The organism is Paenibacillus sp. 2RAB27 (genome assembly GCF_052115445.1).
GTDB lineage: Bacteria > Bacillota > Bacilli > Paenibacillales > NBRC-103111 > Paenibacillus_E.
In genome coordinates this window covers 1-24,266 of the sequence record NZ_JBFRGR010000010.1, presented here as the reverse complement: position 1 = coordinate 24,266, position 24,266 = coordinate 1, and the positions used below count along the sequence as shown (strand labels likewise).

The 24,266-nt window shown below is 46.4% G+C and carries 25 protein-coding genes, 8 tRNA genes and 1 rRNA gene; 10 read left to right on the top strand and 24 right to left on the bottom strand.

Translation table 11 applies throughout. The features are described 5' to 3' along the window. Positions 1-36: 36 nt before the first annotated feature. Entirely contained in the window at positions 37-420 is a 384-nt protein-coding gene (locus AB4114_RS15890; RefSeq protein ID WP_171628932.1) for a winged helix-turn-helix transcriptional regulator, read from the bottom strand. Between the two features lie 135 nt (positions 421-555). Between AB4114_RS15890 and AB4114_RS15885 the strand changes: the two genes are divergently transcribed. Next, a complete protein-coding gene (locus AB4114_RS15885; protein WP_441989315.1) occupies positions 556-909 on the top strand; it encodes a DoxX family protein in 354 nt (117 codons plus the stop codon). 42 nt (positions 910-951) lie between these two features. After that, on the top strand, positions 952-1,719 hold the full coding sequence (locus tag AB4114_RS15880) for a DODA-type extradiol aromatic ring-opening family dioxygenase (RefSeq protein WP_441989314.1): 768 nt from the start codon (positions 952-954) through the stop codon (positions 1,717-1,719). 390 nt (positions 1,720-2,109) lie between these two features. Here AB4114_RS15880 and rpmF read toward each other — a convergent pair whose 3' ends face one another. The 3 genes from rpmF to AB4114_RS15865 all read right to left on the bottom strand — a co-directional run bounded on the left by rpmF (position 2,110) and on the right by AB4114_RS15865 (position 3,887). After that, entirely contained in the window at positions 2,110-2,286 is a 177-nt protein-coding gene (gene rpmF / locus AB4114_RS15875; protein ID WP_047680282.1) for a 50S ribosomal protein L32, read from the bottom strand. 117 nt (positions 2,287-2,403) lie between these two features. Beyond that, positions 2,404-3,030, bottom strand: coding sequence for a hypothetical protein (locus tag AB4114_RS15870; RefSeq protein WP_441989313.1), 627 nt, complete (start codon positions 3,028-3,030; stop codon positions 2,404-2,406). Positions 3,031-3,152: 122 nt separating this feature from the next. After that, a complete protein-coding gene (locus AB4114_RS15865; RefSeq protein WP_441989312.1) occupies positions 3,153-3,887 on the bottom strand; it encodes a class I SAM-dependent methyltransferase in 735 nt (244 codons plus the stop codon). 127 nt (positions 3,888-4,014) lie between these two features. Between AB4114_RS15865 and AB4114_RS15860 the strand changes: the two genes are divergently transcribed. The 4 genes from AB4114_RS15860 to AB4114_RS15845 all read left to right on the top strand — a co-directional run bounded on the left by AB4114_RS15860 (position 4,015) and on the right by AB4114_RS15845 (position 8,509). After that, positions 4,015-4,710 carry a response regulator transcription factor gene (locus AB4114_RS15860; protein ID WP_441989311.1) on the top strand — a complete coding sequence of 232 codons (696 nt, stop codon included), beginning with the start codon at positions 4,015-4,017 and terminating at the stop codon, positions 4,708-4,710. Continuing rightward, complete coding sequence (locus AB4114_RS15855) at positions 4,703-5,713, top strand: sensor histidine kinase (RefSeq protein ID WP_441989310.1); 1,011 nt, start codon at positions 4,703-4,705, stop codon at positions 5,711-5,713. Before AB4114_RS15860 ends, AB4114_RS15855 begins: the two co-directional genes overlap by 8 nt. A gap of 101 nt (positions 5,714-5,814) precedes the next feature. After that, the gene (locus AB4114_RS15850) at positions 5,815-6,576 is read left to right on the top strand and encodes an ABC transporter ATP-binding protein (protein WP_441989309.1); all 762 of its coding nucleotides are present in this window, start codon (positions 5,815-5,817) and stop codon (positions 6,574-6,576) included. Continuing rightward, entirely contained in the window at positions 6,566-8,509 is a 1,944-nt protein-coding gene (locus AB4114_RS15845) for an FtsX-like permease family protein (protein WP_441989308.1), read from the top strand. The genes AB4114_RS15850 and AB4114_RS15845 overlap by 11 nt, the downstream gene beginning before the upstream one ends. 87 nt (positions 8,510-8,596) lie before the next feature. Here the strand turns inward: AB4114_RS15845 and AB4114_RS15840 are convergent, their stop codons facing one another. From AB4114_RS15840 to AB4114_RS15800, 9 genes are all read right to left on the bottom strand, one after another. Further along, positions 8,597-8,947 (bottom strand): hypothetical protein, encoded by a 351-nt coding sequence (locus AB4114_RS15840; RefSeq protein WP_441989307.1) that lies wholly within the window; start codon positions 8,945-8,947, stop codon positions 8,597-8,599. A gap of 82 nt (positions 8,948-9,029) precedes the next feature. Further along, positions 9,030-9,851, bottom strand: coding sequence for a squalene/phytoene synthase family protein (locus AB4114_RS15835; RefSeq protein ID WP_441989306.1), 822 nt, complete (start codon positions 9,849-9,851; stop codon positions 9,030-9,032). Positions 9,852-10,183: 332 nt separating this feature from the next. Next, positions 10,184-11,983, bottom strand: coding sequence for a hypothetical protein (locus AB4114_RS15830; RefSeq protein ID WP_441989305.1), 1,800 nt, complete (start codon positions 11,981-11,983; stop codon positions 10,184-10,186). 152 nt (positions 11,984-12,135) lie between these two features. Then, positions 12,136-12,297: a hypothetical protein gene (locus AB4114_RS15825; RefSeq protein ID WP_441989304.1), complete on the bottom strand. Its 162-nt coding sequence runs from the start codon at positions 12,295-12,297 to the stop codon at positions 12,136-12,138. 84 nt (positions 12,298-12,381) lie between these two features. Beyond that, positions 12,382-12,834, bottom strand: a complete 453-nt coding sequence (locus AB4114_RS15820; protein WP_441989474.1) for an NUDIX domain-containing protein — start codon at positions 12,832-12,834, stop codon at positions 12,382-12,384. A 55-nt stretch (positions 12,835-12,889) separates the two neighbouring features. Next, positions 12,890-13,927, bottom strand: coding sequence for a S66 peptidase family protein (locus tag AB4114_RS15815; protein ID WP_441989303.1), 1,038 nt, complete (start codon positions 13,925-13,927; stop codon positions 12,890-12,892). Further along, positions 13,924-14,514: a TetR family transcriptional regulator gene (locus AB4114_RS15810; RefSeq protein WP_441989302.1), complete on the bottom strand. Its 591-nt coding sequence runs from the start codon at positions 14,512-14,514 to the stop codon at positions 13,924-13,926. Before AB4114_RS15810 ends, AB4114_RS15815 begins: the two co-directional genes overlap by 4 nt. Position 14,515: 1 nt before the next feature. Continuing rightward, complete coding sequence (locus tag AB4114_RS15805) at positions 14,516-15,259, bottom strand: SDR family oxidoreductase (protein WP_441989301.1); 744 nt, start codon at positions 15,257-15,259, stop codon at positions 14,516-14,518. A 280-nt stretch (positions 15,260-15,539) separates the two neighbouring features. Further along, a complete protein-coding gene (locus tag AB4114_RS15800; RefSeq protein ID WP_441989300.1) occupies positions 15,540-16,502 on the bottom strand; it encodes an MBL fold metallo-hydrolase in 963 nt (320 codons plus the stop codon). A 338-nt stretch (positions 16,503-16,840) separates the two neighbouring features. On the opposite strand from AB4114_RS15800, the gene AB4114_RS15795 reads away from it, so the two are divergent. The 4 genes from AB4114_RS15795 (at position 16,841) to AB4114_RS15780 (ending at position 21,994) form a co-directional block, all read left to right on the top strand. Continuing rightward, positions 16,841-18,100, top strand: a complete 1,260-nt coding sequence (locus tag AB4114_RS15795; RefSeq protein WP_441989299.1) for an amidohydrolase family protein — start codon at positions 16,841-16,843, stop codon at positions 18,098-18,100. A gap of 20 nt (positions 18,101-18,120) precedes the next feature. Beyond that, on the top strand, positions 18,121-19,701 hold the full coding sequence (locus AB4114_RS15790; RefSeq protein WP_441989298.1) for a PucR family transcriptional regulator: 1,581 nt from the start codon (positions 18,121-18,123) through the stop codon (positions 19,699-19,701). Positions 19,702-19,764: 63 nt separating this feature from the next. After that, a complete protein-coding gene (locus AB4114_RS15785) occupies positions 19,765-20,928 on the top strand; it encodes an amidohydrolase family protein (RefSeq protein WP_441989297.1) in 1,164 nt (387 codons plus the stop codon). Between the two features lie 43 nt (positions 20,929-20,971). Then, the gene (locus tag AB4114_RS15780; RefSeq protein ID WP_441989296.1) at positions 20,972-21,994 is read left to right on the top strand and encodes an ABC transporter substrate-binding protein; all 1,023 of its coding nucleotides are present in this window, start codon (positions 20,972-20,974) and stop codon (positions 21,992-21,994) included. A 204-nt stretch (positions 21,995-22,198) separates the two neighbouring features. Here AB4114_RS15780 and AB4114_RS15775 read toward each other — a convergent pair whose 3' ends face one another. From AB4114_RS15775 to rrf, 11 genes are all read right to left on the bottom strand, one after another. Then, complete coding sequence (locus AB4114_RS15775; RefSeq protein WP_441989295.1) at positions 22,199-22,801, bottom strand: SHOCT domain-containing protein; 603 nt, start codon at positions 22,799-22,801, stop codon at positions 22,199-22,201. Positions 22,802-22,824: 23 nt separating this feature from the next. Next, entirely contained in the window at positions 22,825-23,169 is a 345-nt protein-coding gene (locus tag AB4114_RS15770; RefSeq protein WP_441989294.1) for a hypothetical protein, read from the bottom strand. A gap of 151 nt (positions 23,170-23,320) precedes the next feature. After that, positions 23,321-23,391: transfer RNA gene (locus AB4114_RS15765), tRNA-Gly, on the bottom strand. A gap of 20 nt (positions 23,392-23,411) precedes the next feature. Beyond that, positions 23,412-23,488, bottom strand: a tRNA-Arg gene (locus AB4114_RS15760). A 16-nt stretch (positions 23,489-23,504) separates the two neighbouring features. Further along, positions 23,505-23,590, bottom strand: a tRNA-Leu gene (locus AB4114_RS15755). Positions 23,591-23,600: 10 nt separating this feature from the next. Next, a tRNA-Cys gene (locus AB4114_RS15750) sits at positions 23,601-23,671 on the bottom strand. A 25-nt stretch (positions 23,672-23,696) separates the two neighbouring features. Further along, positions 23,697-23,772: transfer RNA gene (locus AB4114_RS15745), tRNA-Val, on the bottom strand. A gap of 80 nt (positions 23,773-23,852) precedes the next feature. Then, positions 23,853-23,927 (bottom strand) — tRNA-Glu (locus AB4114_RS15740). A gap of 9 nt (positions 23,928-23,936) precedes the next feature. After that, positions 23,937-24,012 (bottom strand) — tRNA-Asn (locus AB4114_RS15735). A gap of 4 nt (positions 24,013-24,016) precedes the next feature. Beyond that, positions 24,017-24,092: transfer RNA gene (locus AB4114_RS15730), tRNA-Ala, on the bottom strand. 29 nt (positions 24,093-24,121) lie between these two features. Next, positions 24,122-24,238 (bottom strand): 5S ribosomal RNA (gene rrf, locus AB4114_RS15725). Positions 24,239-24,266: the final 28 nt, after the last annotated feature.

Genomic DNA, 24,266 nt, shown 5'->3' with positions numbered 1-24,266 from the left:
CTTCTTCTTTTTGACTTCCTATCTGCTTAACTCCCTCTAATTCCCTGTCACTTCGTCCAATCTGCCTTCAAATGATTCCACAGATCTCTCTTGCCCATACAACTCATTCAGATGGGTGAGATGCGACATTCCCCAATCATTCATCGCCTGTAGGACCGTAGACATTCCTTTGCCGTGTTCGGTGATGGAATATTCGACTTTGGGAGGAATTTGGTGATAGATCTTTCGATGAACAATATCGTGATACTCTAGCTCTCTTAATTGTTGGGTTAGCATTTTTTTCGTTATATCGGGAATCGCTTTTTGAAGTTCGCTAAATCTCATCGTGCCATTCGAGAAAAGGTGAAACAAAACGATGGGCTTCCATTTGCCTACAAGAATCTCTAGGACAGTTTCAAATTTACAATGGGGTTCCTCCATATTGATTTCCTCCTCAATTTACTTAGGTATCTTTTTGTATACTAGGTTTATTTTGAGTAACTACTTCTCAGTATCGCTCCTAGGGATTATTATACGACTATACACTTACTTAATTCAAGGAGGTAATTTTATTTTATGAATATCGCATTGTGGATCGCACAGGGAATTTTAGCATTAGCATTTATTATGGCAGGTTCAATGAAATCTTTTCAGTATGAGAAAGCCAAAGCCGGTATGCCTTGGGTCAAAGAGTCATCAAAAGGCCTGGTAACTTTCATCGGGGTATCMGAACTACTTGGAGGATTAGGATTAATTGTCCCTTATGCGACAGGAATCGCACCTATTTTGACGCCAATTGCCGCTATTGCACTATGTTTAATCATGGTACTCGCAGCCGTATTCCACGCGAAAAGAAAAGAAAACTCAGGGATCGGGATGAACATCATTTTCTTGGCGATATTACTATTTGTAGCAATCGGACGTTGGTAAGTTGCATACAGATTAACACAATGACGAGTAGGAGGTCCAACTATGCTTTCCCCTGTCTTCTTGCCTCAYGGCTCACCCTATACCATTTTTGAAAAATCCGAATTCACGGCGTTCCTGAACCGCTTTGGCCAGGAGAATCGCCCGAAAGCCATCGTCATCTTCTCAGCCCACTTCGAAAGTGAAATTACGACCATTGCCGCGACTGACGATGTTCATGACATGGAATATGATTATTACGGGTTTCCTCCGTCTTATTACCAAGTTCAATATCCCGCGAGGGGCTCAACAATTGTTGCTTCCATGGTGGAAGCGCGTCTGCGCCGAAATAACATTCCGGTTCAAATGAAATATCGCGGCATAGACCACGGCGTCTTCCCTATAATGATGCACGCTTATCCGGAAGCCGATATTCCTATCGTTCCCGTTTCGGTCAACCCCTTCTTGCCTGCGAGACAGCAGATTGCGATCGGTGAAGCACTGCAAGGACTTGAGCAAGATGGCATTCTCATCATCGGAAGCGGTTTTTTGACGCATAACTTTAATGAAATTGACCGTGACAAGGATGCTCCACCACGCTCATGGGCCGTGCAATTCAGAGATTGGATTCGGGAAAAGGTGCTCGCTAGAGATATCGAGTCCTTAAGTAAATACGAAACGTTGGCACCGCATGCAGCAATAGGTGTCCCACGTGCTGAGCATTTCGTGCCTCTGCTCATTGCACTTGGCAGCGGAAGCCCGGGTCGCGACATCCGTGTGCTGCACGACACCATCGAGCATGGTTCATTAAGCACACTTTCCTTTAAATTTTAATTGAAAAAGGAGGCATTCGCCGCCAATTTTGATATTTGTGCGCTAGCGCGCGACGGCCGACGGGGCCGCTTACCTTGCGCACAATATTTGTGCGCTAGCGCGCGACGGCCGACGGGGCCGCTTTCCTTGCGCACAATATTTGTGCGCTAGCGCGCGACGGCAGACGGGGCTGCTTACCTTGCGCACAATATTTGTGCGCTAGCGCGTGACGGCCGACGGGGCTGCTTACCTTGCGCACAATATTTGTGCGCTAGCGCGTGACGGGCGAAGAACCTGCAAAATCGCTACACTTAGAAGGGAATCCTGCTCTTTGAATTTTATACTTTCTATTATTTGTAAAAAAAAGACACTTCTATTAGAAGTGTCTTTTTCATTGCAAGATTCATATGATTATTGAGCTTGTACGATCTCTCTACCCTTATATGAACCGCAGTTTTTGCAAACATGATGCGCTTTTTTAAGTTCAGCACATTGTTCACACTTCACCATTCCTGGCACAGCCAGTTTAAAGTGAGTACGGCGCTTATCGCGACGTGTTTTGGACGTTCTCCGTTGAGGAACTGCCATAGTCAAAACACCTCCAGTTACTTTTCTACTTTAACTAAACAACAAGAGATATCATAGCCTTCTCGAAGCCGTTTGTCAATGCTAGAACCCACCTTTGAGCTGACTACTGTCGAATAATTACGATTGGCGTCTTGCCCTAATCATCAGCAAACCTGCCCCAATAACTAGGATTACGGCCACTTGCACGAATTCTAGTAGATGATACCGAACCAATCGATGATAAATCGCTTCGAGCAAAGCCCATTTATTCGTATACGCCATCGTATCCATCTTGTCTTTTAAACTAACATTCTCAATCGGATCCACGCCTTGCCCCATCTTACTCAGTYCTGAAGTAGCATCCGTAAGCTTCTTCGTTAAGGAACAAGAACTTGTTTGCAGCATATTCTCCTTATAATCATAGTCATAGGCAAAAACAAGATAGGTTTCTCCCAACCCAAACGTATAGCCACACGAAGGTTCACCCAAGTTGGTAAGGACAATGGCCTGCGTCTGATTCATCCCTTTCCACGATTTCTCTACATCGAAATGAACGGCGATTTTATGATCGAGAATGCCATTAATATCTAGTACCTTTGGTTCGATGGCAAGTACTTTGCCTGAAAATACAGCCTTAGATTGTTCCACAGCCTTTATTAGATCTGGTTGCAGCGCGCAGCTACAAGCATAGCTTTTACTCGGCAATACTAAGCTTATAAAAATTAGTATGAATACAACAGAGAGAGCCATCACCAATCTATTCACAAGCGTCGTCCTTCCATTGGAAATCTCCTAAACTAACAGACGTGGATTTCCAAATAATGTTTCACTCGTAGGACGAAGACACACAAAAAATCCTCCTACCCCGAAGGGCAGCAGGATTACTGTTACTTTTTAACGGCTGAAATCAATAGGAAGATGGGACGGCGCGTTTCGTCTTTCATATCGGGATACTTCTCCAATGCTTCTTGCGTTGGTTGCGGCTCAGCGATCTTCGTAATAAGGAATCCCGCTTCAATTAACGCGTTCATATAGGAAGCGATCGTTCGATGATATTTGACTACATCATGATCTAAAAACCTCGCTACCCGCTGACCCTCCTCCTGATAGTCGTCGACAGGCCAGTGCATACGCTCGCCTCCGGGACCGTAATGCCAGTCTTGCGCAGCACGTGCGGTAAAGATCGGATGCTCCACAGAGAGTACGAAGGTGCCTCCAGCGGCCAGACAGTGCTGCACCTTACGGCAAACCGCATCAAATTGCTCAACATAGTGAAGAGCCAATGAGGAGATGACAACGTCAAACTCGCCAACCGCAAAGTCGATGTCTTCAATCGCCAATCGCTGATACGTGATACCCGAATCGCTATGATTCGCGCTGGCGTATGCCAGCATTTTCTCCGAGAGATCCACACCAACAACGGAAGCAGCCCCTTGCTCACGAGCATACTTGCAATGCCAACCGTAACCGCACCCGAGGTCAAGAACACGTTTTCCTTCCAGTGTGGGCAGCATCGTACGAAGTACAGGCCATTCCCCAGCTGCGTTGAGGCCGCCAATGGAACGAGGCATCTCGCTATATTTTTCATAAAATCCAAGCTCATCGTATTTATTCTGTTTCATGGCATCCAGAACTCCTCATTTGAATTTATGGTATGATTTATAGGTCAGAATCCATTTAGCTCTATGAACTAGTTTACAATACAATAAGTTTAAAACTCAAAGAATGACCAGAAGTGGGTGAATTCCGTTGTTTAAAATCTTACTTATCGAAGATGATGCCACCTTGTTCGCAGAGATCAAAGAGCGCTTGGCCCAATGGTCCTACGAAGTGAATGGCATCGCTGATTTCAATAAAGTACTTGAGACATTTATTGCATTGAAACCCGATTTAGTCGTCATTGATATTCAACTGCCGAAATTCGATGGGTTTCATTGGTGCCGCATGATTCGGACGCATTCCAATGTGCCGATCGTCTTCCTCTCTTCACGCGACCATCCTACAGATATGGTGATGTCCATGCAGCTTGGAGCGGATGACTTTATCCAAAAGCCCTTTCATTTTGACGTGCTGATCGCAAAAATCCATGCCATACTCCGCCGCGTCTACAACTACAATACGGAGCAAATTAAGCTCAAAACATGGTGCGGCGCTACGATCGATTTTGAGAAAAATATCGTTAGTCATGCTTCCGGATCCATTGAACTAACGAAGAATGAAATCTACATATTGAAGCTCCTCATCGAGCATAAAAATACGATTGTCAGCCGGGAAGATATCATCAATAGCTTATGGAATGACCAGCGTTTTGTAAGTGATAATACCTTGACGGTGAATGTGAATCGGCTCAGAAAGAAGCTGGATGAGCTGGATTTAGGACGTTTTATCGAGACAAAGGTCGGGCAAGGCTACATCGCGACGGAAGAGACAGCCCATTATGATTAAAACGTATCTCAGAGAGCGAATAAGTTGGCTTGGGATGTTCCTTTTCGGTCAAATCCTCCTGCTCCTTATCGCCTATCTCGACCACTCGATTCCATTCCGATCCGTTCTGTATATTGTTTTCTTATCCACAATACTGTTCATCATCTTCTTGATCATTCGCTATCACAAGGAGACGGCCTTTATTAAGCGATTAAATGACTGGGAAACCAGCCTTGATGTATCCGGGTTCGCTGACGCAGCAAGTCCATTTGAGAAGATCATGGAAGCTGCCTTAGTCAATCAGACCGAGCAGTTACATCAGACTGCCTCGCGGCAGCAAATCGCGCTGGAACAAGAGAAAGACGAACTGCTATCTTGGATCCATGAAGTGAAGACGCCTCTCACCGCCATGCATTTGATGATTGGACGTTTGGGTAACGATAGGGCGAAGGCCTCCATCACCTTTGAATGGCTGCGTATTCATCATCTTCTGGACCAGCAGCTTCACCAGTTGCGACTTCCCTCGATTGACAATGATCTCTACATTGAAAAGGTACAGATCGAAGATCTCCTCTATTCGGAGATTAAATCCCTGCAATCTTGGTGTATTCAAAAAGGCATGGGGTTTGACGTTCTTTTGGACGCCACTCAAGTCCTGAGTGATGCCAAATGGCTCGCTTTCATCCTGCGTCAGCTCTTGACGAATGCTGTGAAATATAGTGACAGCTTCTCACCCGATATTATCGTGAGGAGTTTCATCGTACAGGAGCGTACCGTCCTCGAAGTAACGGACTTTGGACGCGGCATTGATGCCAAGGATCTTCCCCGTATCTTCGATAAGGGCTTTACCTCCACGACTTGGCATCAGGACAGCGCCGCGACGGGCATGGGCTTATATCTAGCCCGTAAAGCAGCTGACAAACTGCACGTCCAGATCACTGTGCATTCCGAGGTTGGCGTTGGAACGACGTTCACGCTCGCTTTCCCACAGCCCAACGAACTCGTGCGAATAACAGGCATGTGACAATAATGTCACATGCTTTTCTACTTTGTTCGTCCAATCGAAGGATAAATGCGGCCTAGCTTTTTATAATAAAGCTAATCGTATAAAGGAGTGTGTCATTCATGTCTATCTTACAAGCCGTTAAAATTCATAAAAGCTTCGGCAATAAACATAACAAACAAGAGGTACTTCGTGGCCTTGATATCTCGATCGAAAAAGGGGAGTTCGTCAGCATCATGGGCCCTTCAGGCTCTGGGAAAACAACCCTGCTCAACGTGCTTTCCTCCATCGACAAAGTAAGTCATGGTTCCATTCAGATTAATAAGGCAGAAACGACGACCATGAAGGAAAAGCAATTAGCTGAGTTTCGGAAGAATCATCTCGGCTTTATTTTCCAGGATTATAATTTGCTGGATACCTTGACTGTGAAAGAAAATATCCTGCTTCCCTTATCGATAACGAAGATGTCCAAGGTTGAAGCTAATCACAAGTTTCATGACCTTGCGACTGAGCTCGGCATTTATGAGTTGAAGGATAAGTATCCGAACGAAATATCCGGTGGGCAGAAACAGCGAACGTCCGCTGCTAGAGCGTTTATTCATGATCCTGATATTATTTTCGCAGATGAACCAACGGGTGCACTCGATTCCAAATCTGCCTCTGATTTGCTTAATAAACTCAGTGAGATGAATGTAAGTCGCCAAGCGAGCATTGTGATGGTCACACATGACCCGGTCGCCGCCAGCTACAGCAGCAGAGTGATCTTCATTAAAGATGGGCAGATTTACTCCCAAATCTATAAAGGGCAAGAAACGAGACAAGCCTTCTTTCAAGACATTATGAAGACCCAAGGTGTCCTGGGCGGTGTGCACAATGAGTATTAATCAGCTCATCCTCCAAAATTTGAAGGCTAATATCAAGCATTACTACTTGTACGTGTTGGCCCTCATGTTTAGCGTTGCGCTCTATTTCGCTTTTGTCACGTTGCAGTATGACCCTGCTTTAGATGCGACCAAGGGGAGCATTAAAGGCGCAGCTGCGCTGAAGTCTGCCTCGGTCCTGCTTATCGCCATTGTTGCTATCTTCAATCTCTATGCGAATAATATTTTTGTGAAAAGACGCAGTAAAGAAATCGGTCTTCTACAACTTATCGGCATGACGAAGGGGAAAATCTTCCGCATCTTAAGCACCGAGAATTTCATCCTATACTTCGGATCGCTTGTCGTTGGGACGTTTATCGGATTCTCCGTGTCTAAGCTCATTCTGATGGTACTATTACAAATCACAGGGGTTAAGGCTAACGCAACGCTCCACTTTTCGGTCCAAGCGTTTATCCAAACCATTGTTGTTTTCAGCGCCGTTTACTTGTTAATTCTATTGGTCAATTATTTGTTCATTCAAAGGCAGACGATTCTTTCGTTGTTCCATGTCGCTACCTCGACTCAAGCCAAAGTGAAACAAATGTCGAAACCGGAAGCATTCCTTGGATTCATTGGGCTATGTCTCGTTTTGTTAGGCTACTATGTATCCTCAAAGTTATTTTCCGGAAGCATTATGACAGCACCTGCATTATTGAGCAGCATGCTTTTCATTCTTGCCTCCGTGATCATCGGTACTTATCTTTTCTACAAAGGGTCTGTCCGCTTGATTTTGAATGGGATCCGTAAAAGGAAGAATGGCTACTTGAACGTGCAAGAGGTGCTTTCCCTCGCTTCCATCATGTACCGGATGAAATCCAATGCGTTGTTGTTGATGGTGATCACGACGGTATCTGCCTTAGCGATTGGGTTGCTCTCCTTGAGCTATATTACGTACTATTCGGTTGAAAAAACAGCCGAAAGGAACCTTCCTGCTCACTTTGCCGTGACAGAACGGCAACATGCTGAGCGCTTTACGGAAGCCTTAGACGCGGGCGGTATTAAACATCGCGAGAGAACGATTGAGGTTATTCAAATTAAAGCTAATCTTAGCCAAGTGTTGGATATGAAAAATGAACTTTATATGAGCCTAGATGCCGGTCAGATGGCCGTTATCAGCGATGCCGCTACAGAATCAATCGATGTGACTGCGGACCAAACCTTTTTTACAGGCGCTAACGATGAAATGCAGAAATTTCTTCAATTCAAACAGAACGGTCTAGTCCAACTAAGCACCCAGAACACCGTCATCCCGCTAAAGTATAGCGGCATCGAGGAACAATCCTACATTTCGAGGCGCTTCTCGATGGGCAACCTGCCTGTTGCCGTCGTAGACGATTCCGTCTTTCAGCGTCTCAAGCAAGATCTCGACCCTAAAATTCAAGGGAAATCATCGCTATATATCGGTATTGATATCGTGAATGAGAAGGAACGCGAGAAAGCTAATCAACTTTTTCATGAAGTCGAATCTGATGAGCAAGCTTCCCGTGAATCTCGCCAAGACATGGCTAGCGAAGCGAAAAACCGAATGGGTTTGATCATGTTCATCGTCGGTTTCCTCGGACTCACCTTCCTGATCACGTCGGGCTGCATTCTTTACTTCAAGCAAATGGATGAGAGCGAAGACGAGAAGTCCTCGTATACGATTCTACGAAAGCTTGGTTTTACACAAGCCGATCTACTCAATGGCATTAAGGTTAAACAGCTATTCAATTTTGGCATTCCCTTGGTTGTTGGGCTGGTTCACAGTTACTTCGCCATCCAATCGGGATGGTTCTTATTTGGAACGGAGCTGTGGACACCGATGATGATCGTGATGGGGCTGTACACGGCACTCTACTCTGTGTTCGGGGTGCTGTCTGTGCAGCATTATCGGAAGGTGATTAAGAGGGCGTTGTAAGGCAGGTTTAGCATCGTTGATATACAGATAAAGAGGCTGTCTCAAAGGTCATTAGACCTTTTGGGACAGCCTCCTTATTCGTTCTTTTTAAAATTCTTCCTGTTCATCGCCTAGCACTCTAGCATTTAATTTCGAGGCAATCGATTTTATTTTGGGTAGATATGGAGAGTCCTCCGCATCACCGTATGGGGGATAAGGCAATGAGATCAAGCCATTTGAGTATCGAAACATCACATCATGACCATCATGTATCCAAACCGCCATCCCAATACTTCTCATAGTAAGAACCTGTCCATCAGGGAGTCTTTGTGATATTTCCTCTTGCAGATCTAATTCAGGATCTAATGCAACATAAGCTTTCCATTCTTCTAGCGTTATTGGATTTTCCTTCGCTTCAAATGTAGATCTTGCCCTCGTAATATTTAAATTGTATCCCACAAATATGTCTCCCTCCATTATAAAAAGAAGCCCACAGAACCGCTGCAGACTTCTCTCAAATCTCCCTATGTAAATCTCATTCTTACGTTACTTTACTCACAATTTTCAAAACCGCATCTCGCGTCAACTTGTTGCCGCCAGCAGCTAGTAGATTAACCGTAGCATGCGCTAGTGCTAATGGGACTTTGCAAAATTTCAACGCTGGCCCCTGTTTCAGGTCGGCAATATAGCTATCTGCCAGTTTCAAATTGCGACGCGTGTATTGCTGCATCTCCTTGAATCCCCAGCCATCCGGAAAGAAGTTCACGCCGCGATTCGCATCTTCCAATTTATTGCGGAGAATATTAACCGCCTGCAGCCCTCTTCCAAAGGCAATCGCCTTATCGCGATCAGATTGCGTTCCATCGTGCCATAGCCACAGCTCTGACAGCATCTCGCCAACCATACCAGCGACACTATACGTATAGCGATCCAAATCTTCTTCCGTATGAATGTTCCAACCATTTTGAACCCATTCGGACATTTCCAATGACATTTTAGCAATATACTGCTTAATGATTGGTGTTGCCGTAGGCGGACAGAGCATCAGCCATTCATCCAGTCGCATCGAAACTTCCGGTAAAGCCTCTTTATGAGGCGCCAGCAAGCTCTGTATGGAATCGATAATATCTGAGGACTGAAACGCTTCATATACCCCAGACAAAAGCTCTATTTTCAAAGGGTCAGCGAGTTCCTCGTGATCCTCGATTTCGTCGATGGCCCGCATACATAAATAGGCAGATGTGACAGCCTCTTTTATTCCGAAATCCAAGTTGCTAATCGGTATATAAAAAGTTCGGCTCGTTTGCTTCAACATCGTCATTGCATCATTCAGCGTATCGGTATTAATGGTAATTACCTCCAAGTATAAACTTGCCTTTAACTTACAATTGTGTATGATACCTAATGATAACATACTTTAATAAATTTAATCCAAATCAATCCGCCACTAGTTGAGTAAACTGCACTTTCTTACACAAAAGTGTCAAATATGACGATTCGCTAGGTACTCATCACTTCCCACGAAGCAAACAATTATCCCTTTTTCTGGATATTATACCCAAAATGAAAAGAAATAAAATAATTTCACTCAAAATTCATCATTTTCTTGCATGAGAAAAGGCTGCCGATTGGCAGCCTTTTTTTTACCGAACAGCATACGATACAGTCGATTAAACAATAACGATTCCCCCTCGTTCATTGTTTCACGATTCGTTCCACAGTGGTGCGGTACATGCCATCTTTACCCCGAACAGGCTCTGCAGTTTTCTCCCCATTGGGTGCCTGCCATGATGCCCATTTATTGCGTGCACGATCATAGATAACATACGTATCATCCTGCCTAGCAAATAAGTCCTCCCCGCTAGCAAAGATAATACTGCCCTCTGGCAAGGGAGCGATCTTCTTGGCGGCTTGGCCTGGTTGCCACAATATCCACGCTGAGGCTTGCAATTGATATTCCCCTTTTTCAAATTGCTGCAGGTAGACGCCTTGCTTCGTGACGAGCCGAGTAATCCCTTTGGTGGTGAACTTTCCCCCTGAATTACGCTCGTAATCCGTGTAGGGAACACCATCTTGTATACGTGTCCAGTAAGTTCCATCAGCCGTTGGGGTAATCGTCATATCCAATGCGGAGTATTTGGCCACCTCAACAGTTGTTGTGTAATCTTGCGTTCTTTGGGGCATGGAATCTCCTGCCGAGTAAGTGAGTCGTTCCAATCCACTCGTTTCATGTCGGTTCTCATAGGTTAAAAGGTGAAGCAATCCTCTCGTCGTATCATACGAAGCGTAATTGATATTATGAGCTTCTTCAGGATCAGCCTCATGAAGCATGCGCTTCTCACGTTTCTCAATATCATAGGCATACACGCCAAAGTAGGACGCATACATGAGGGTTTTGTCATCTATCCATTGGATGGGCTGGTTATCTGGCTCTATCGTGGAATAGAACACATTCTCGATGACAACAGGTTCCTTCCCTTTTTGCTCCAAAATAAAAGCGTAGCTAGTTCCGTCCCCATCTCCCATGGAGCCGCCTAAGCGAACAATTCCGACATAAGTTTGTCTATCGTCAGATACAATCAATTGATCGTAAAATATATCCCTTGGGCCTCCCCCAGCGGTCTCGCCTGACTGGACGTAACGCCACGTAGTTGACGGCACTTGTTGAACCAAGAGATTCTCGCGGCCCGCTCCCAAACGATTGCCGCCTAGGTCCCTTAAGTTATCCATTCGCAGAAACAGCTCTCTCTTTCCATTCTCTCCGGCCCTCATATTATCTAGTTGGATCAACAGATGTTTAGTGTCTACCCATTTGGCTGCTACAGGTACACCTTCCATGGTCATCGGTAAGTCCCCGCGCATCTCTTCTGAGAAGACGACCTCCACCGATCTTTCCCCTTCTGGAATCAGCAATCGAGGTGCATATTCCTGAGCCCACACAATCAAATGCGGGACATCGCGACCTGCGCTTGGGTTGAATGCATAACTCACAGGTTCCTTTCGAACGAATGTAATGGCTGGGAGATCGCCTATGCGCAGGACAAATGGGGTACTTCCCTGATGAAATCGAATGCTTAATTGATTCGTGGAATTCCCGCTCTTATCAACCTTCCATTCCACGTTGCCATCAACGCGAATATGATCCGTTAATTGATTTCGTTCCTCTTCGCTCAAGTTCGCAAAAGTCGCATTCACACTAACGTCCTCTAGCTGATACACAACTTGGAAAGGTTCCTGAGGTACATCCGCTGCTTTCCATTCTTGGAATACCCTGCCCTCAGAACTATTTTGTTCACCGAAAATAAGGTTTTGAAGCTTAATCCGAGCCCAGGATTGAACAGACTCGACGGGCGCAGTGGAAATGATCGCCGATGCTTCCGGAGAGGTTGTTTGTGGCGATAAGGATACGGCAGAACCCTTGGTTACATCTTCACACGCGCTCAGCAGCACCATAACAGATATTAGAAATCCAAAACCACATAATCTCACCATCACGCACACACCAATCCTTGTTCGATTTCATCTTATTTCCCATATTAAATTAGACGTACAGCACTGATGAATAGTTGCCATCGGAACCKCTTATGGGAGACGAAAATGCAAAACGAGCTACTTTTAAGTAGCTCGTTTTTCTCATATGCAGCCCATCACTCTGTAATCGGCTTCAAATCACTAAATTTCAGCAATACTTCCCTACTCGTATCCAGATAGATTACTCTAATATCTAATTCCTCGTCGTTAAGCTCAAAGGCAAGAATCATACATTTCCGACCACGATTCTTAGTCTTTCTTGGGTTATCTGGTGCCACAACGTAGGAGCCTCCAAGGCTCAAACTTACGGTTTCGCTCATAGTAATCTGTTACCCTCTCATGTTGTTTTTAGGATCATCCTATCAACCTAATCTTCTTACTTTTTCCTCAATTATACATTGATTACTCTCATCCCATACAACCGAAATTTCAAAAGTTCCCGACTCAAAAAATAAAGGAAACCTCCGTTTAAACCAATCTTGCATCGGCATCTGTAAAGCATCGTCTATATCTACCCAAGCTAACTCGCCTTCAGGTGGATCGGTTAGCAACTCCCCGGTAAATGTCCGAGTCAGATAATTAAACACCATATATCTATAGTTTTTCTCGGGAACTAAATATTCATCGACGCCCTTGTATATGAGGTCTTCCGGTTTCACGACAAGTCCTGTTTCTTCCCATAATTCTCGGACGGTCCCTTCCGTGAAACTCTCCGCCAAATCCACCTTGCCACCTGGACCAAGATATCCTGGAAACCCTTTGGACGCGGGACGATTGATCAGAAGCACCTTATTCCCATCTTGGACTAGGCACATTGTGTAGATGCCACATTCAACTTTACTCACTTATGCAAATCCTCCTACTTTTCAATCATTCAAAAGGACTCTCCAACAAAACAACCTCATTCGTCCCCGGGTTTAACTCCACTCGCCCTCCAAGAGGCAGAATCAATTTCGGATCCGTATGCCCAAAGTCGAAATCAACAACAATCGGTACACGCTCCGCTCCAAACTCTTTTGCAATAATATTCACAAGGATCTCTCTAAGTTCTACATTCTCAGCTGCGCTATAATCCTTCGCTCTCCCAAATATGACGCCTTTAATACGTGAAAAGATGCCTTGCATACCATAATTCCGCAGCATATAGCCCACTTGCATGGGCGATGGTTTCTCTTCTGATGTTTCAAAAAATAAGATCTTCCCCTGCCAGAAATCATCCTTCGGCCAATAGATCGTCGACTTCATAAACTCTAGAACCTCAATACATCCACCCCACAAATACCCCTGCTCAATCGCTTCACCTTGTATAAACGTCCACCCGTTCTTGTTCGCCATAAACGGCTGACACTCGCCCAAGGTCTCTAGTTGGCTCCAGTCTTTATAGCCGTTCGTCCATGCTTGATACGGCGCATAGTGATAAGGGAACTGATCTTCAAACAATATCGCTTTGAGATGCTCGGTATAACCGTCAGGGAGACTTCTTATCTGTGCAAATCCCGCCATAACAGATGGCCCATAGAACGTGATCATCCCCAAATTATTTAAGTACGTTAAGAATGTCGTAGCATCCGAAAATCCCATTATGAATTTAGGATGATTCACAATAACGTCCTTATTCAAAAAGGGTAGAATCCGCACCGACTCATAGCCGCCGATCGAAGTGATGATCCCATCTATGTCTTCATTTTCGAAACAATGGTTAATATCATGAGCACGAAGTTGCGGATTCTTATACAACGCCTCTTGTGACATCCTTGCCGATGGCATTTCAACAACTTCTAGTCCAAAAACCTCCACCAGATGCTTCAAGCCCAACTCGTAAATATCCGGGAACAAGTAAGGCAGTCCATTGGAGGGAGAAATAATAGCTATTTTGGAGCCTGGCTTTAATCGTTTGGGTTTGATCATGTTAACCCTCCTAGTAATAACTGCCAGACACTTTCAAAGTCCTCCTCCATGCTCCCCATTCCCCATTCCCCAGCATGCGATGGATGATGGAAACGTGAGGTAGCTATGAAAATGGCTCTAGCAAGCGATTCCGAGTCACCTGGCTTCAACTCTTTACTCGCCATCCCCTGCTCAATGATCTGTTCTAATTGCTTTGTTAAGCGATACATATGGGTGCTAATCATTTCAACTTCAATAACCGTTACATTGGCATACATCGCAAACATTTCCGCATCTTCCGCAGCGAATCTCCGCTTGGTTTGAATCAACGTGTCTAACCACAATCGCAACCGCTGTATGGCACTTCCGCCACTCCCACTCGCAATAGCTTCCAAAGGAACTGCGATGCTCGTATGCAACCAACGCGATGTCACCGCTTCCCTTAGCGCAGCTTTACTTTCAAAATGCCGGTACAACGTCCCATGGCTCACTTGCAGCACCTTGGCTATGTCTACAACGGACGTTTTGTCCGGTCCATACCGCCGCAGCACTTGCTCCGCCGCATCCAAAATCTCATCCTTCGATAATGGCAACTCATTCTTCGTCATATCACACAAAACCGCCATTCACACGTAGCGTTTGTCCCGTTACCCACTGCGATTCCTCACCGGCTAGGAACAGTACGACTCGCGAAATATCCTCCGGTTCTCCTAAGCGGCCGAACGAATTCATATTAGCTATGGCTTTGATTTGTTCCTCGGATTTCCCCACTGTGAACAATTCGGTATTTACCGGTCCTGGTGCAACGGCATTAATCGTAATGCCTTTGGGTCCTAATTCTTTGGCTAACTGACGTGTGAACTGCTCAACAGCGCCTTTCGTGCCTGCATAGGAGCTGTACCCAGGGAACATTTGCCCATTAACCGACGTAGAGAAATTGATAATCCGACCATTCTCCTTCATATGCAGCGCCGCTTGCTGAATCGCAAAGAATGTCCCTTTCACATTAATGTTAAACTGCCTATCGAAATCCTCTTCGGTAATGGAGAGAATCGGTTTCGTAATCATAATCCCCGCATTATTGACCAAAATATCAACCTGACCATACGCCTCCAACGTCTTCTGGAACAAAAGCTCCACTTGCTCCACTTGGCTAATATCCGCCCCAATCGCGATCGCTTCCCCGCCTTGTTGCTTAATGCTGTTAACGACCTCTTCGGCTTTATCTGGACTGCTCGCATAATTCACGACGACCTTAGCCCCGTGCAGCGCAAGCTCTTCTGCAATCTTCTGACCGATCCCTCTCGATGCACCCGTAACCAAAGCTACTTTACCCGTTAATTTCTGCTCCATACACAATCCCGCCTTTTCGATGTAATGAGAAGGTAGCGTCGCCTTCCTTCCCCGAGCCTTATTAACTTTATTATAAAATCGAGAGTGACAAAAATCAAATATTGTCATTTGATTTTTGTCATTCTCGATTTTAATGAAACAATAAGAGCTCTCCCCCAGCAACAGCAACAAAGGTGTCAGCATCATTTAACCGTAGCTAATTTCAACCTGCGAAACAAAAGCATAGAGGTGCTTGATTCCAGGACTCTCATCCTCTACATCAAGCACCTCTATTTGCATCCTATTCCCCTGTAACTCTGCTAGCGACCAATGTTTCTCCATGCTTCAACAAGCGCAGCAAGCTCGGGTCGAGACCTCTCCGCTGCCAATCCGCCAGCAATCGATTCAATGCCTCTTTGGGCGTATCATCGGCAAGACGAAATGCCCCATAATGCATCGGGATAAACTCTTTTGCCCCGACATCAAGAAACGCCTGCACCGCTTCCTCCGGGGAAACGTGCTGCATCCCCATGAACCACTCCGGCTCGTAAGCGCCGATCGGCATCAGCGCGTAGCGAATGCCCGGAAACCTCGCTCCGATCTCCCGAAATCCTGCGAAGTATCCACTATCGCCAGCGAAGTAGATTGCTGGCGCATCCTGCTCTCCTTCCGACGCCGCACTCCGCTTCACGATCCATCCGCCCCATAGCGAGGTATTCGTATCGGTTAACGTACGTCTTGTCCAGTGCTGCGCAGGAACGAAATGAAACTCCAGCTGGCCAACGGTCTGACTTCCCCACCATGGCAATTCATAGACCGTGCGGAACCCCAGCTTCCGCACCTTAGTGCCAAGCCCTTCGGGCACAAGCACATATGGCGTGCCTCGCAGCTTTTTCAACGAACCCACATGCAAGTGATCGTAATGCGCGTGAGACAGCAATATAACATCAACAGGCGGGATCTCTTCTATAGATAAACCTGGCTCCTCGAGCCTTGGACTAAAACCCATTCGTGTGGCCCATACGGGGTCGGTTACAATCGTCATTCCACCCACTTGCAGCAAAAAGGTTGCATGCCCGATCCATGTGATCGTGACTTCACCCTGATTATTTTTCAGCAGCTCCTGCTGCTTATGTTCGGACTGGCCAATCCGGAAGCTTAGATCCTTCACTTTACCCTTCCGCTCTTTCTGCCAGCGACGTACTTCTTTCCATGTTTTCGTCTTCGCATTTGGATCTACGTTGCTATATCGCTGCCGCGCCATACGTTCATCCCCATTCATCTTCTTACAATTTATTTCCGTTCTAACCCAGCTCCAGCGGATGCAAACTCCCGTTAGATCCCTTGGAACCCTCCGTTACACGCGTAAAATCTTACCTTTAAGTATATCAAAAGAGAGCAAGACATTGAAATCCACCTACTAAGTCATACGCGTCATATTTATTGACACTAAAATTTATATAATCACAATCCACCTGCCTGTTTTAATGAAAAACACAATCCATCTACCAGATCATTGACTGTTTCGAGCGAACAGACCTATAATTCAGTTAACAAATTGAAACTACGTCATATTACCTGACATTAATGAGGTGCTAAGGTATGGAACCTGATTTGATCATCCGATGCTTCTCTAACCCCCACTTCGGCACCTTGATGGATGTCGGCATTCGGGATGGGAAAATTATTTACCTTCAGGAGCATCTCCCTGGCAACCCTAACGCTCTCAGCGCTGGGCAACTAATTGAAGCCAACGGGCGAGTTCTACTCCCCGGTCTAATAGAACCACATATTCATCTGGATAAGGCCTTTCTATTGAATCTCATGACGAAAGACGCCAACTCGATCCAGCAAGCGATCGCCTCTACCTTGGAGCTTAAACACGCCTTCACCTCAACAGATATCGAGGCTCGTTCGATCCAAGTCATCCAACAAGCCATTGCCAATGGTGTGACTCACATGCGTTGTCATGTTGAGATTGATCCTATCGTTGGCCTAATCGGTTTCGAAGTGATGTTAGCGCTGAAAGAACGCTACGCCAATCAGATCACCCTGCAAATCGTCGCCTTCCCCCAAGAAGGCATCGCCAAGCAGCCTGGAACCGAAGAACTGCTCACGCAAGCCCTACAACTTGGCGCCGATGTCGTCGGCGGAATCACGTATCAGGATGCAGATTTACAAGCGCATCTCAGCACCGTTTTTAACTTAGCCAAAGCTTTCAACAAATCCATAGACTTACACGTAGATTTCTCTGACGATCCGTCCATGTTAGCGATTCTCAGCATCATCCGTATGACGCATGCGTATGAGATGCAAGGGCGCGTAAGCGTGGGGCATCTGACTTCACTCGGTTCACTCCCTTATGAAGAGGCTCAAGTCATCTGTACAGCTATTGCGGAAGCAGGTATCCATGTCATGTCATTACCCGCAACAGACCTGTATCTGAACGGACGCGGAGACGATCACAGTCACAGACGGGGACTGACCCCTGTGCCCCTCCTTTTGGAGCAAGGAGCTAATGTGATCTATGGAAGCAATAACATTCAGAACCCTTTTACACCTTTCGGCACGGCAGATCCACTGGACACAGGCATGCTCCTCGCACATACCACGTATATGGGCTCCAAGCAGGACGTTGTCACACTGATCGAAATGGCGACTACCCGTGCGGCGAAAGCATTAGAACTTGAGAATTATGGTCTGCACATCGGAGCGGATGCTGATCTCGTGCTATTCGAGTCAACTAATCTGCGCAGTGCCTTCTACGAAAGAGTACCTAGACGCTACGTCTGGAAGCGAGGACAACTGGTAGCTTCAACTGTGAAGCAGACGACCTTTTACAATGAACAAGTGAGCTCCTAATGAGGAAAGGCGGGGATTAGATGCACCTGACCGTTGAAGAAGCGTTAACCATTTACCCTTTGTCACGTGCCAAATTAGTTGCTGGAGAGAAAGGTTTGTCACGTATTCTGCGATCCGTCAATGTCATGGACGCCCCTGATGCGGGCGATTGGATCAAATCCGGCGAGATGCTGTTTACGACCGCTTTTGTCATGAAAGATCACTTGGATATGGCCCTTTCCACCTTACGGATGTTGGATGAGCGAGGTGGAGCAGGGCTAGGCATCAAGGTTGGCCGATATTGGGATCAAATTCCACAAGAGTTGTACGACGAGGCCAATCGACTCGAAATGCCGATCCTAGAGCTGCCATTCGAATTCACTTTTTCCGATCAGATGGACGCTTTATTCAACGCGGAGCACACGAAGACAACCAAGAAACTACAGACTGTCCTAGAAAAACAAAAGCAACTCATGCAATTCGCCCTGCGCAATAAGGAATCCTCGGATATTTTTCATATGATCTCAGGTATCTTGGGGCAACCGATCGCCGTATTCGGTCAAGGTGGCAACGTACTTTTTCACAACACTTCTTGGTCGGAGGATATCATCCTTCACCAATGGCCATGGACGAAATCGCCGCAATGGGAAGGCTTCGGAGACACCCGATGCTTCCGCATCCCACTGATGGATTCTCTAGGCTGCACGGGCTTTTTCAAGGTGTATGTGAATTCTCCGTTGATGTTGAAGGAAGAGGAAGCTTTGTTCCATCAAGCCGCCGAAATCTTAACCTATCATCTCGGACTCGATATTCAGAAAGGCAAAGACCCCTCACGACAGCACGCGCTTAGTCAAGTGTTTACGGATTTTTTCCAGCGAGAGCTGTCCTTTCACGATTTCATGAAAAGCTGCAAAAGCTACCATCTCACCGTCATGTCCACCACCTACCAATGTGTGCTTACGACAATCCCGTTGGAACAACCTGGCTCAACTAGGCTGCTTAATGAGGTTCGTCAGTTGCTGATCTATCATCCGCAGTTGCAGCAGTATGAATCAGAGCACTTCTACTTGGCAGAAGGATTATTCTCGATCTTCGCTCTTCCGGAGGAACAAACTTTTCATAAGAAAGATTTCCTATCTTCACTAAATTCCTGCTTGTCGCAGCTAACTTCCAAAACCTCTGCCGCTGGTCTGCACTGCTGGGTCAGTCGTGTGAAAGCTCAACCTGAACTCATCTTCAACGCATTCAACGAATGCTTGGAAACGCACCACGCCGCTGAGCGACTGCGTATGAGTCAAACTGTCCTGCATCATGATTCCATCGAACTATTCTCCTTGTTCCAGCATTTATCCGAGGAAGCCATGCGAGGGTATTACAACTACGTATTGGAGCCCATTTACAGTAAGAACAAGCAGGTCGATCCCGAGCTGGCGTTAACCTTGGAAGTATATTTTGAGTATGACGGATCGATTAATGAAACAAGCCGCTATCTCTTTGTCCATCGCAATACGGTTTCGTACCGACTGGAGAAAATCGCAGATTTATTGCAGATGGATTTTAAAAAGATGAGTGATCTCCTGCGCTTGAAGCTAGCTTTTCTCTTCCGAAATTATCTGAAATAAATGCAAGCAACTAGACTATAAAAACAGACACTACGCTTTTCCGCTGCGAAAGGAGTTATCACGATGGAACAATGGCTACGTAACGTTCTTGTAAACGGTGCCCTACATAACCTGCTATTGAAGCAAGGCGTTTTCGCCGAGATCGTACCTGCTGCGAATAGCGAGGAGACTCCCTCTTGGGACGCACAAGGCATGCTCATGGTGCCTACTTTCAAAGACTATCACGTGCATTTGGATAAAGCTTTTCCTGATGATCAGTGGATTCCGCGAAAAAAAGTTGCTTCCTTATACGATCAATTCCAAATGGAGAAAGACCTTCTGGCTCCTCTCAAAAGTGGGCAAAAGGAGAGAGCCCGAGGCATTCTGCAGCAGATGCTGGCCTTCGGAACGACCCGTCTCCGCGTTCATGTCGACATTGACCCGGAGATCGGTTTATCCCATCTCGCCATGGTGCGGGAGCTTCAGGAGGAATTCTTAGGGGCATTAACCATCGAGATCGTCGCGTTCCCGCAGCAAGGACTGATTCGTTCACAATCCATTAACCTCATTAATCAAGCCCTTCAGGAGGGCGCAACAATTGTCGGCGGCGTGGATCCTGCTGGCGTAGACCGCGATATCGAGGCTTGCTTACGTGCCATCTTCGAAATGAGCCTGGCTCATGACGCCGAGGTTGATATTCACTTGCACGACCCTGGACACCTAGGACTCTTCACCTTAGAGCGCATCATGGACTACACCGAGCAGACGGGTAAAATGGGGAAAGTCGCCGTCAGCCACGCCTACTGCTTAGGCGAGGTATCCGAAAGCGAATCCCTTGCGATAGCGAAGCGGCTAGCCACCCTAGATATCGCCATCATCACCAGCGTGCCAATCGATTCCGCTATGCCTCGCGTCGCGCAATTAAGAGCTGAAGGCGTGCGAGTATACCTCGGCTCCGATCATACCGGGCTGGATGCATGGACACCCTTCGGTTTCACCGATCAACTCATGCGTGCCCGAAGAATGGCGGATATGTATCGTTGGAATGACGATGAGCGTCTACGTTCCGTCTATCCGCACCTTGGCTCTACCGCAGGGATCTTCCAAATCGGCGACCCTGCCGATTTCATCCTCCTAGCTGCGGTAAATGCCGAGCATGCTGCCGCTGCAGCCCCTCCGCGCGAGGTCGTTAGTGTTCGTGGCGTTCCTGTTGCTGGCAGACAGCTGCTGAACGCTTGGAAGATATAGATAACGTGACCATACACATTTAAAGGGAATGGGGAGATTTCAAATGACATTACTGGGGAAAACAAAGGTAGCTACAACCACAATTGCAACAGTCCTTCTGCTCTCTGCTTGTGGAACGAGTACATCAACAACGTCAGGAACACCTGCAGCATCAACGGCCGCGTCAAGCTCGAAAGCGCCAGACAAAATCACTCAAGCCATGAGCTGGTTTGCCCAACCAGAAATGGGTGGACACTACGCTGCGCAGCTGGCGAAGATCTACGAGAAGGCTGGCATCGACATTACGCTTCAACAGGGCGGACCTCAAGTTTCCAACGTTCAACTCGTTGCTGGTGGCAAAGTGCAATTCGCGATGGCCAATGCCGATGAAGTTGTCCTTGCCCGCAAGGAAGGGATTCCCGTCAAAGTTATCTATGCCAATCTGCAAACCAATCCTCAAAACCTGATTTTCCATAAAGACTCTGGTATCAAGAAAATCGAAGACCTCAACGGACGCAAAGTTTACACCGCCGTTGGCTTTCCGTTCTGGCAGTACATCAGCTACAAGTATAAACTCGACAAAGTACAAATCCAAAACTATACAGGCTCTCTCGCTGGCTTCTCTGCCGATAAGGACTCCATCACCCAAGGCTTCGCTACCAACGAGCCGTACGTGTTGAAAAAACAAGGCGTCAACGTCGACTGGTTCCTGAACGCAGACCTTGGCTACAACCCTTACGGCAACGTCGTTATTGCCACAGATGACTTTATCAAGAAAAATCCCGACTTGATTAAGCGCTATATCAAAGCCACCAGCGAAGGCTGGGACTACTACTACGCGCACGGCGACGAAGTCAATAATGCCCTTAACGGCGTTAACAAAGACTATGACGTCGATCACCTGAAGGATGCGCAAGCCGTTGCCAAAGACTTCATCTTCGGCGGCGATGCCAAAGCCCACGGCGTCGGTTACATGTCCGACGAACGTTGGAAAACACTCGTTAGCCAAATGAAAGAAGCCGGCATGATCAAAGAGGATATTCCGGTTAAGGATTTGTATACGAATGAGTTTCTGCCGGTGAAGTAACAAACACCTACCTACCCCTATATGATTGCCGCTGTAGGTAGGGATTTGCTAAATCCTTTATGGGCTCTTCCCTGCCTAATGCAATAAAAAAGACCACCCGAAGGTGGTTTTGTTTGTGTAAACGCTGGTGTGCTAGGGTTCAGTTCTTCCAACTAATGAGTATGGTTAATGATAAAGAACTGTTCAAACCATTGGCAATAATCGCTAGTTTCTTTTTAAACTTAGCAACTCGGACTTCTTCTCATCGAATTCAGCTTGAGTCAGCACACCCATATCAAGCAGCTGTTTGAATTTGAGCAACTCGTCAGCCACGCTGAATTCTGGCTTATCTGTCTTGGAAATGGTTGCTTCCTCAAATGGCTCTTCAATCACTTCAGTGACATCAGTAGTGATATCTATGACTTCATTCTTGACATCCTGATAGTCTTTCTCAAAGTCCTCATTTGAATAATTCCCAACTGCATCAAATAAGGTTTCTCTCAGTCGATTTCCCATTGGCTTCATCGAAGCATAAGTCAGTCCACCGGAGATAATGCCTCCGATAACTGGAATCGCTTTCGATATTCCTTGCGCAAAAGTCCTCTTGGTAATCTTGATGCCAATTGCAGCAGCTACTTTCTTTATGATTGGATAATAAACGGTTTTGGTCAACGCCTTCTGCGGAAGTTTCTTGAGGACCTGCTGTGAAAGTTTTGCAGATAAAATCTTCAATGCAGAAGCAGAACCACCTACACCAAACATCACACCCAAGAAAATCGTAAGTTCTCCTCTTACCCGCTCACTGTCGAGCTTGTCTTGTTCCCACATATCCTTATAACCAAACAAGTAAGCTAGTTCTGTGCCATACGTAGAGCTACACCGAAAAATTGCAGTGTATCTGCCGGTATAGTCGCTGCCATTGCAAGCCCGCCCGGAAGACCTGCAGCAAATGAGACAGCCGTACTTTGCATTGTACGTTTCTCAATTAATGATTTGGCAACCTTGTTAATTATACTAAGTGGAATCCCTGCCTCCACTGGCCCCTTATCTAACACTGCAGCAAGCTGTTCAGAGTTAGCATAATCTGCTAGCGTATGAGCAAGGAACTCTTTTCGATTCACTTTAACTCCAGGTACCTTCAAAGCATTTACTAATACCAGCTCAAAGGTGTTATTTGATTGTTGACTTTCTTTCATTTCGAACATCCTCCCACGCATTCTCTTCATCGCTTGTCGTTTTTATTTTACAATTCTCTCACTAGTAATATATCACGAAATGAATAGTAAATACTGTAATTAACACAGAGACATAAGAAAAAGACCACCCGAAGGTGGCCTTTTCTTTGTAAGCGGGCGGCGGGAATCGAACCCGCGCGATCAGCTTGGAAGGCTGAAGTTCTACCATTAAACTACGCCCGCGCAGTTTGTTTAAGCAAAGATGGCGCGCCCTGAGAGATTCGAACTCCCGACCTTTTGATTCGTAGTCAAATACTCTATCCAGCTGAGCTAAGGGCGCATCTAAGTTGTTATAATGCCGAAGACCAGACTTGAACTGGTACGGTAGTCACCTACCGCAGGATTTTAAGTCCTGTGCGTCTGCCGATTCCGCCACTCCGGCTTATATATAAAGGCGCTACCCAGATTCGAACTGGGGGTAAAGCTTTTGCAGAGCTCTGCCTTACCACTTGGCTATAGCGCCGAAATCTTTTAATCAACCAAATATATGGTGGAGGCTGACGGGATCGAACCGCCGACCCTCTGCTTGTAAGGCAGATGCTCTCCCAGCTGAGCTAAGCCTCCATGGGAAGAAATTCTTTTGGGGTCCACGCAAAGTAATCGCAATATGCTTCGACAGCAATACGTCACTTTGTGGGGAATATTGGTGACCCGTAGGGGACTCGAACCCCTGTTACCTCCGTGAAAGGGAGGTGTCTTAACCACTTGACCAACGGGCCTTGAAGAAATGGCTCCCCGAACAGGACTCGAACCTGTGACAACTCGATTAACAGTCGAGTGCTCTACCAACTGAGCTATCAGGGAATAATGGTGGAGCCAAGCGGGATCGAACCGCTGACCTCCTGCTTGCAAGGCAGGCGCTCTCCCAGCTGAGCTATGGCCCCAGACAAAAAAAATACCCGTTAGGGTAACTGCTTGGCAACGTTCTACTCTCCCAGAACCCTGCGGTTCAAGTACCATCGACGCTGGAAGGCTTAACGGTCGTGTTCGAGATGGGAACGCGTGGATCCCTTCCGCCATCATCACCAAACAGTCAAAGCGTTTGTTTGCGCCTTGAA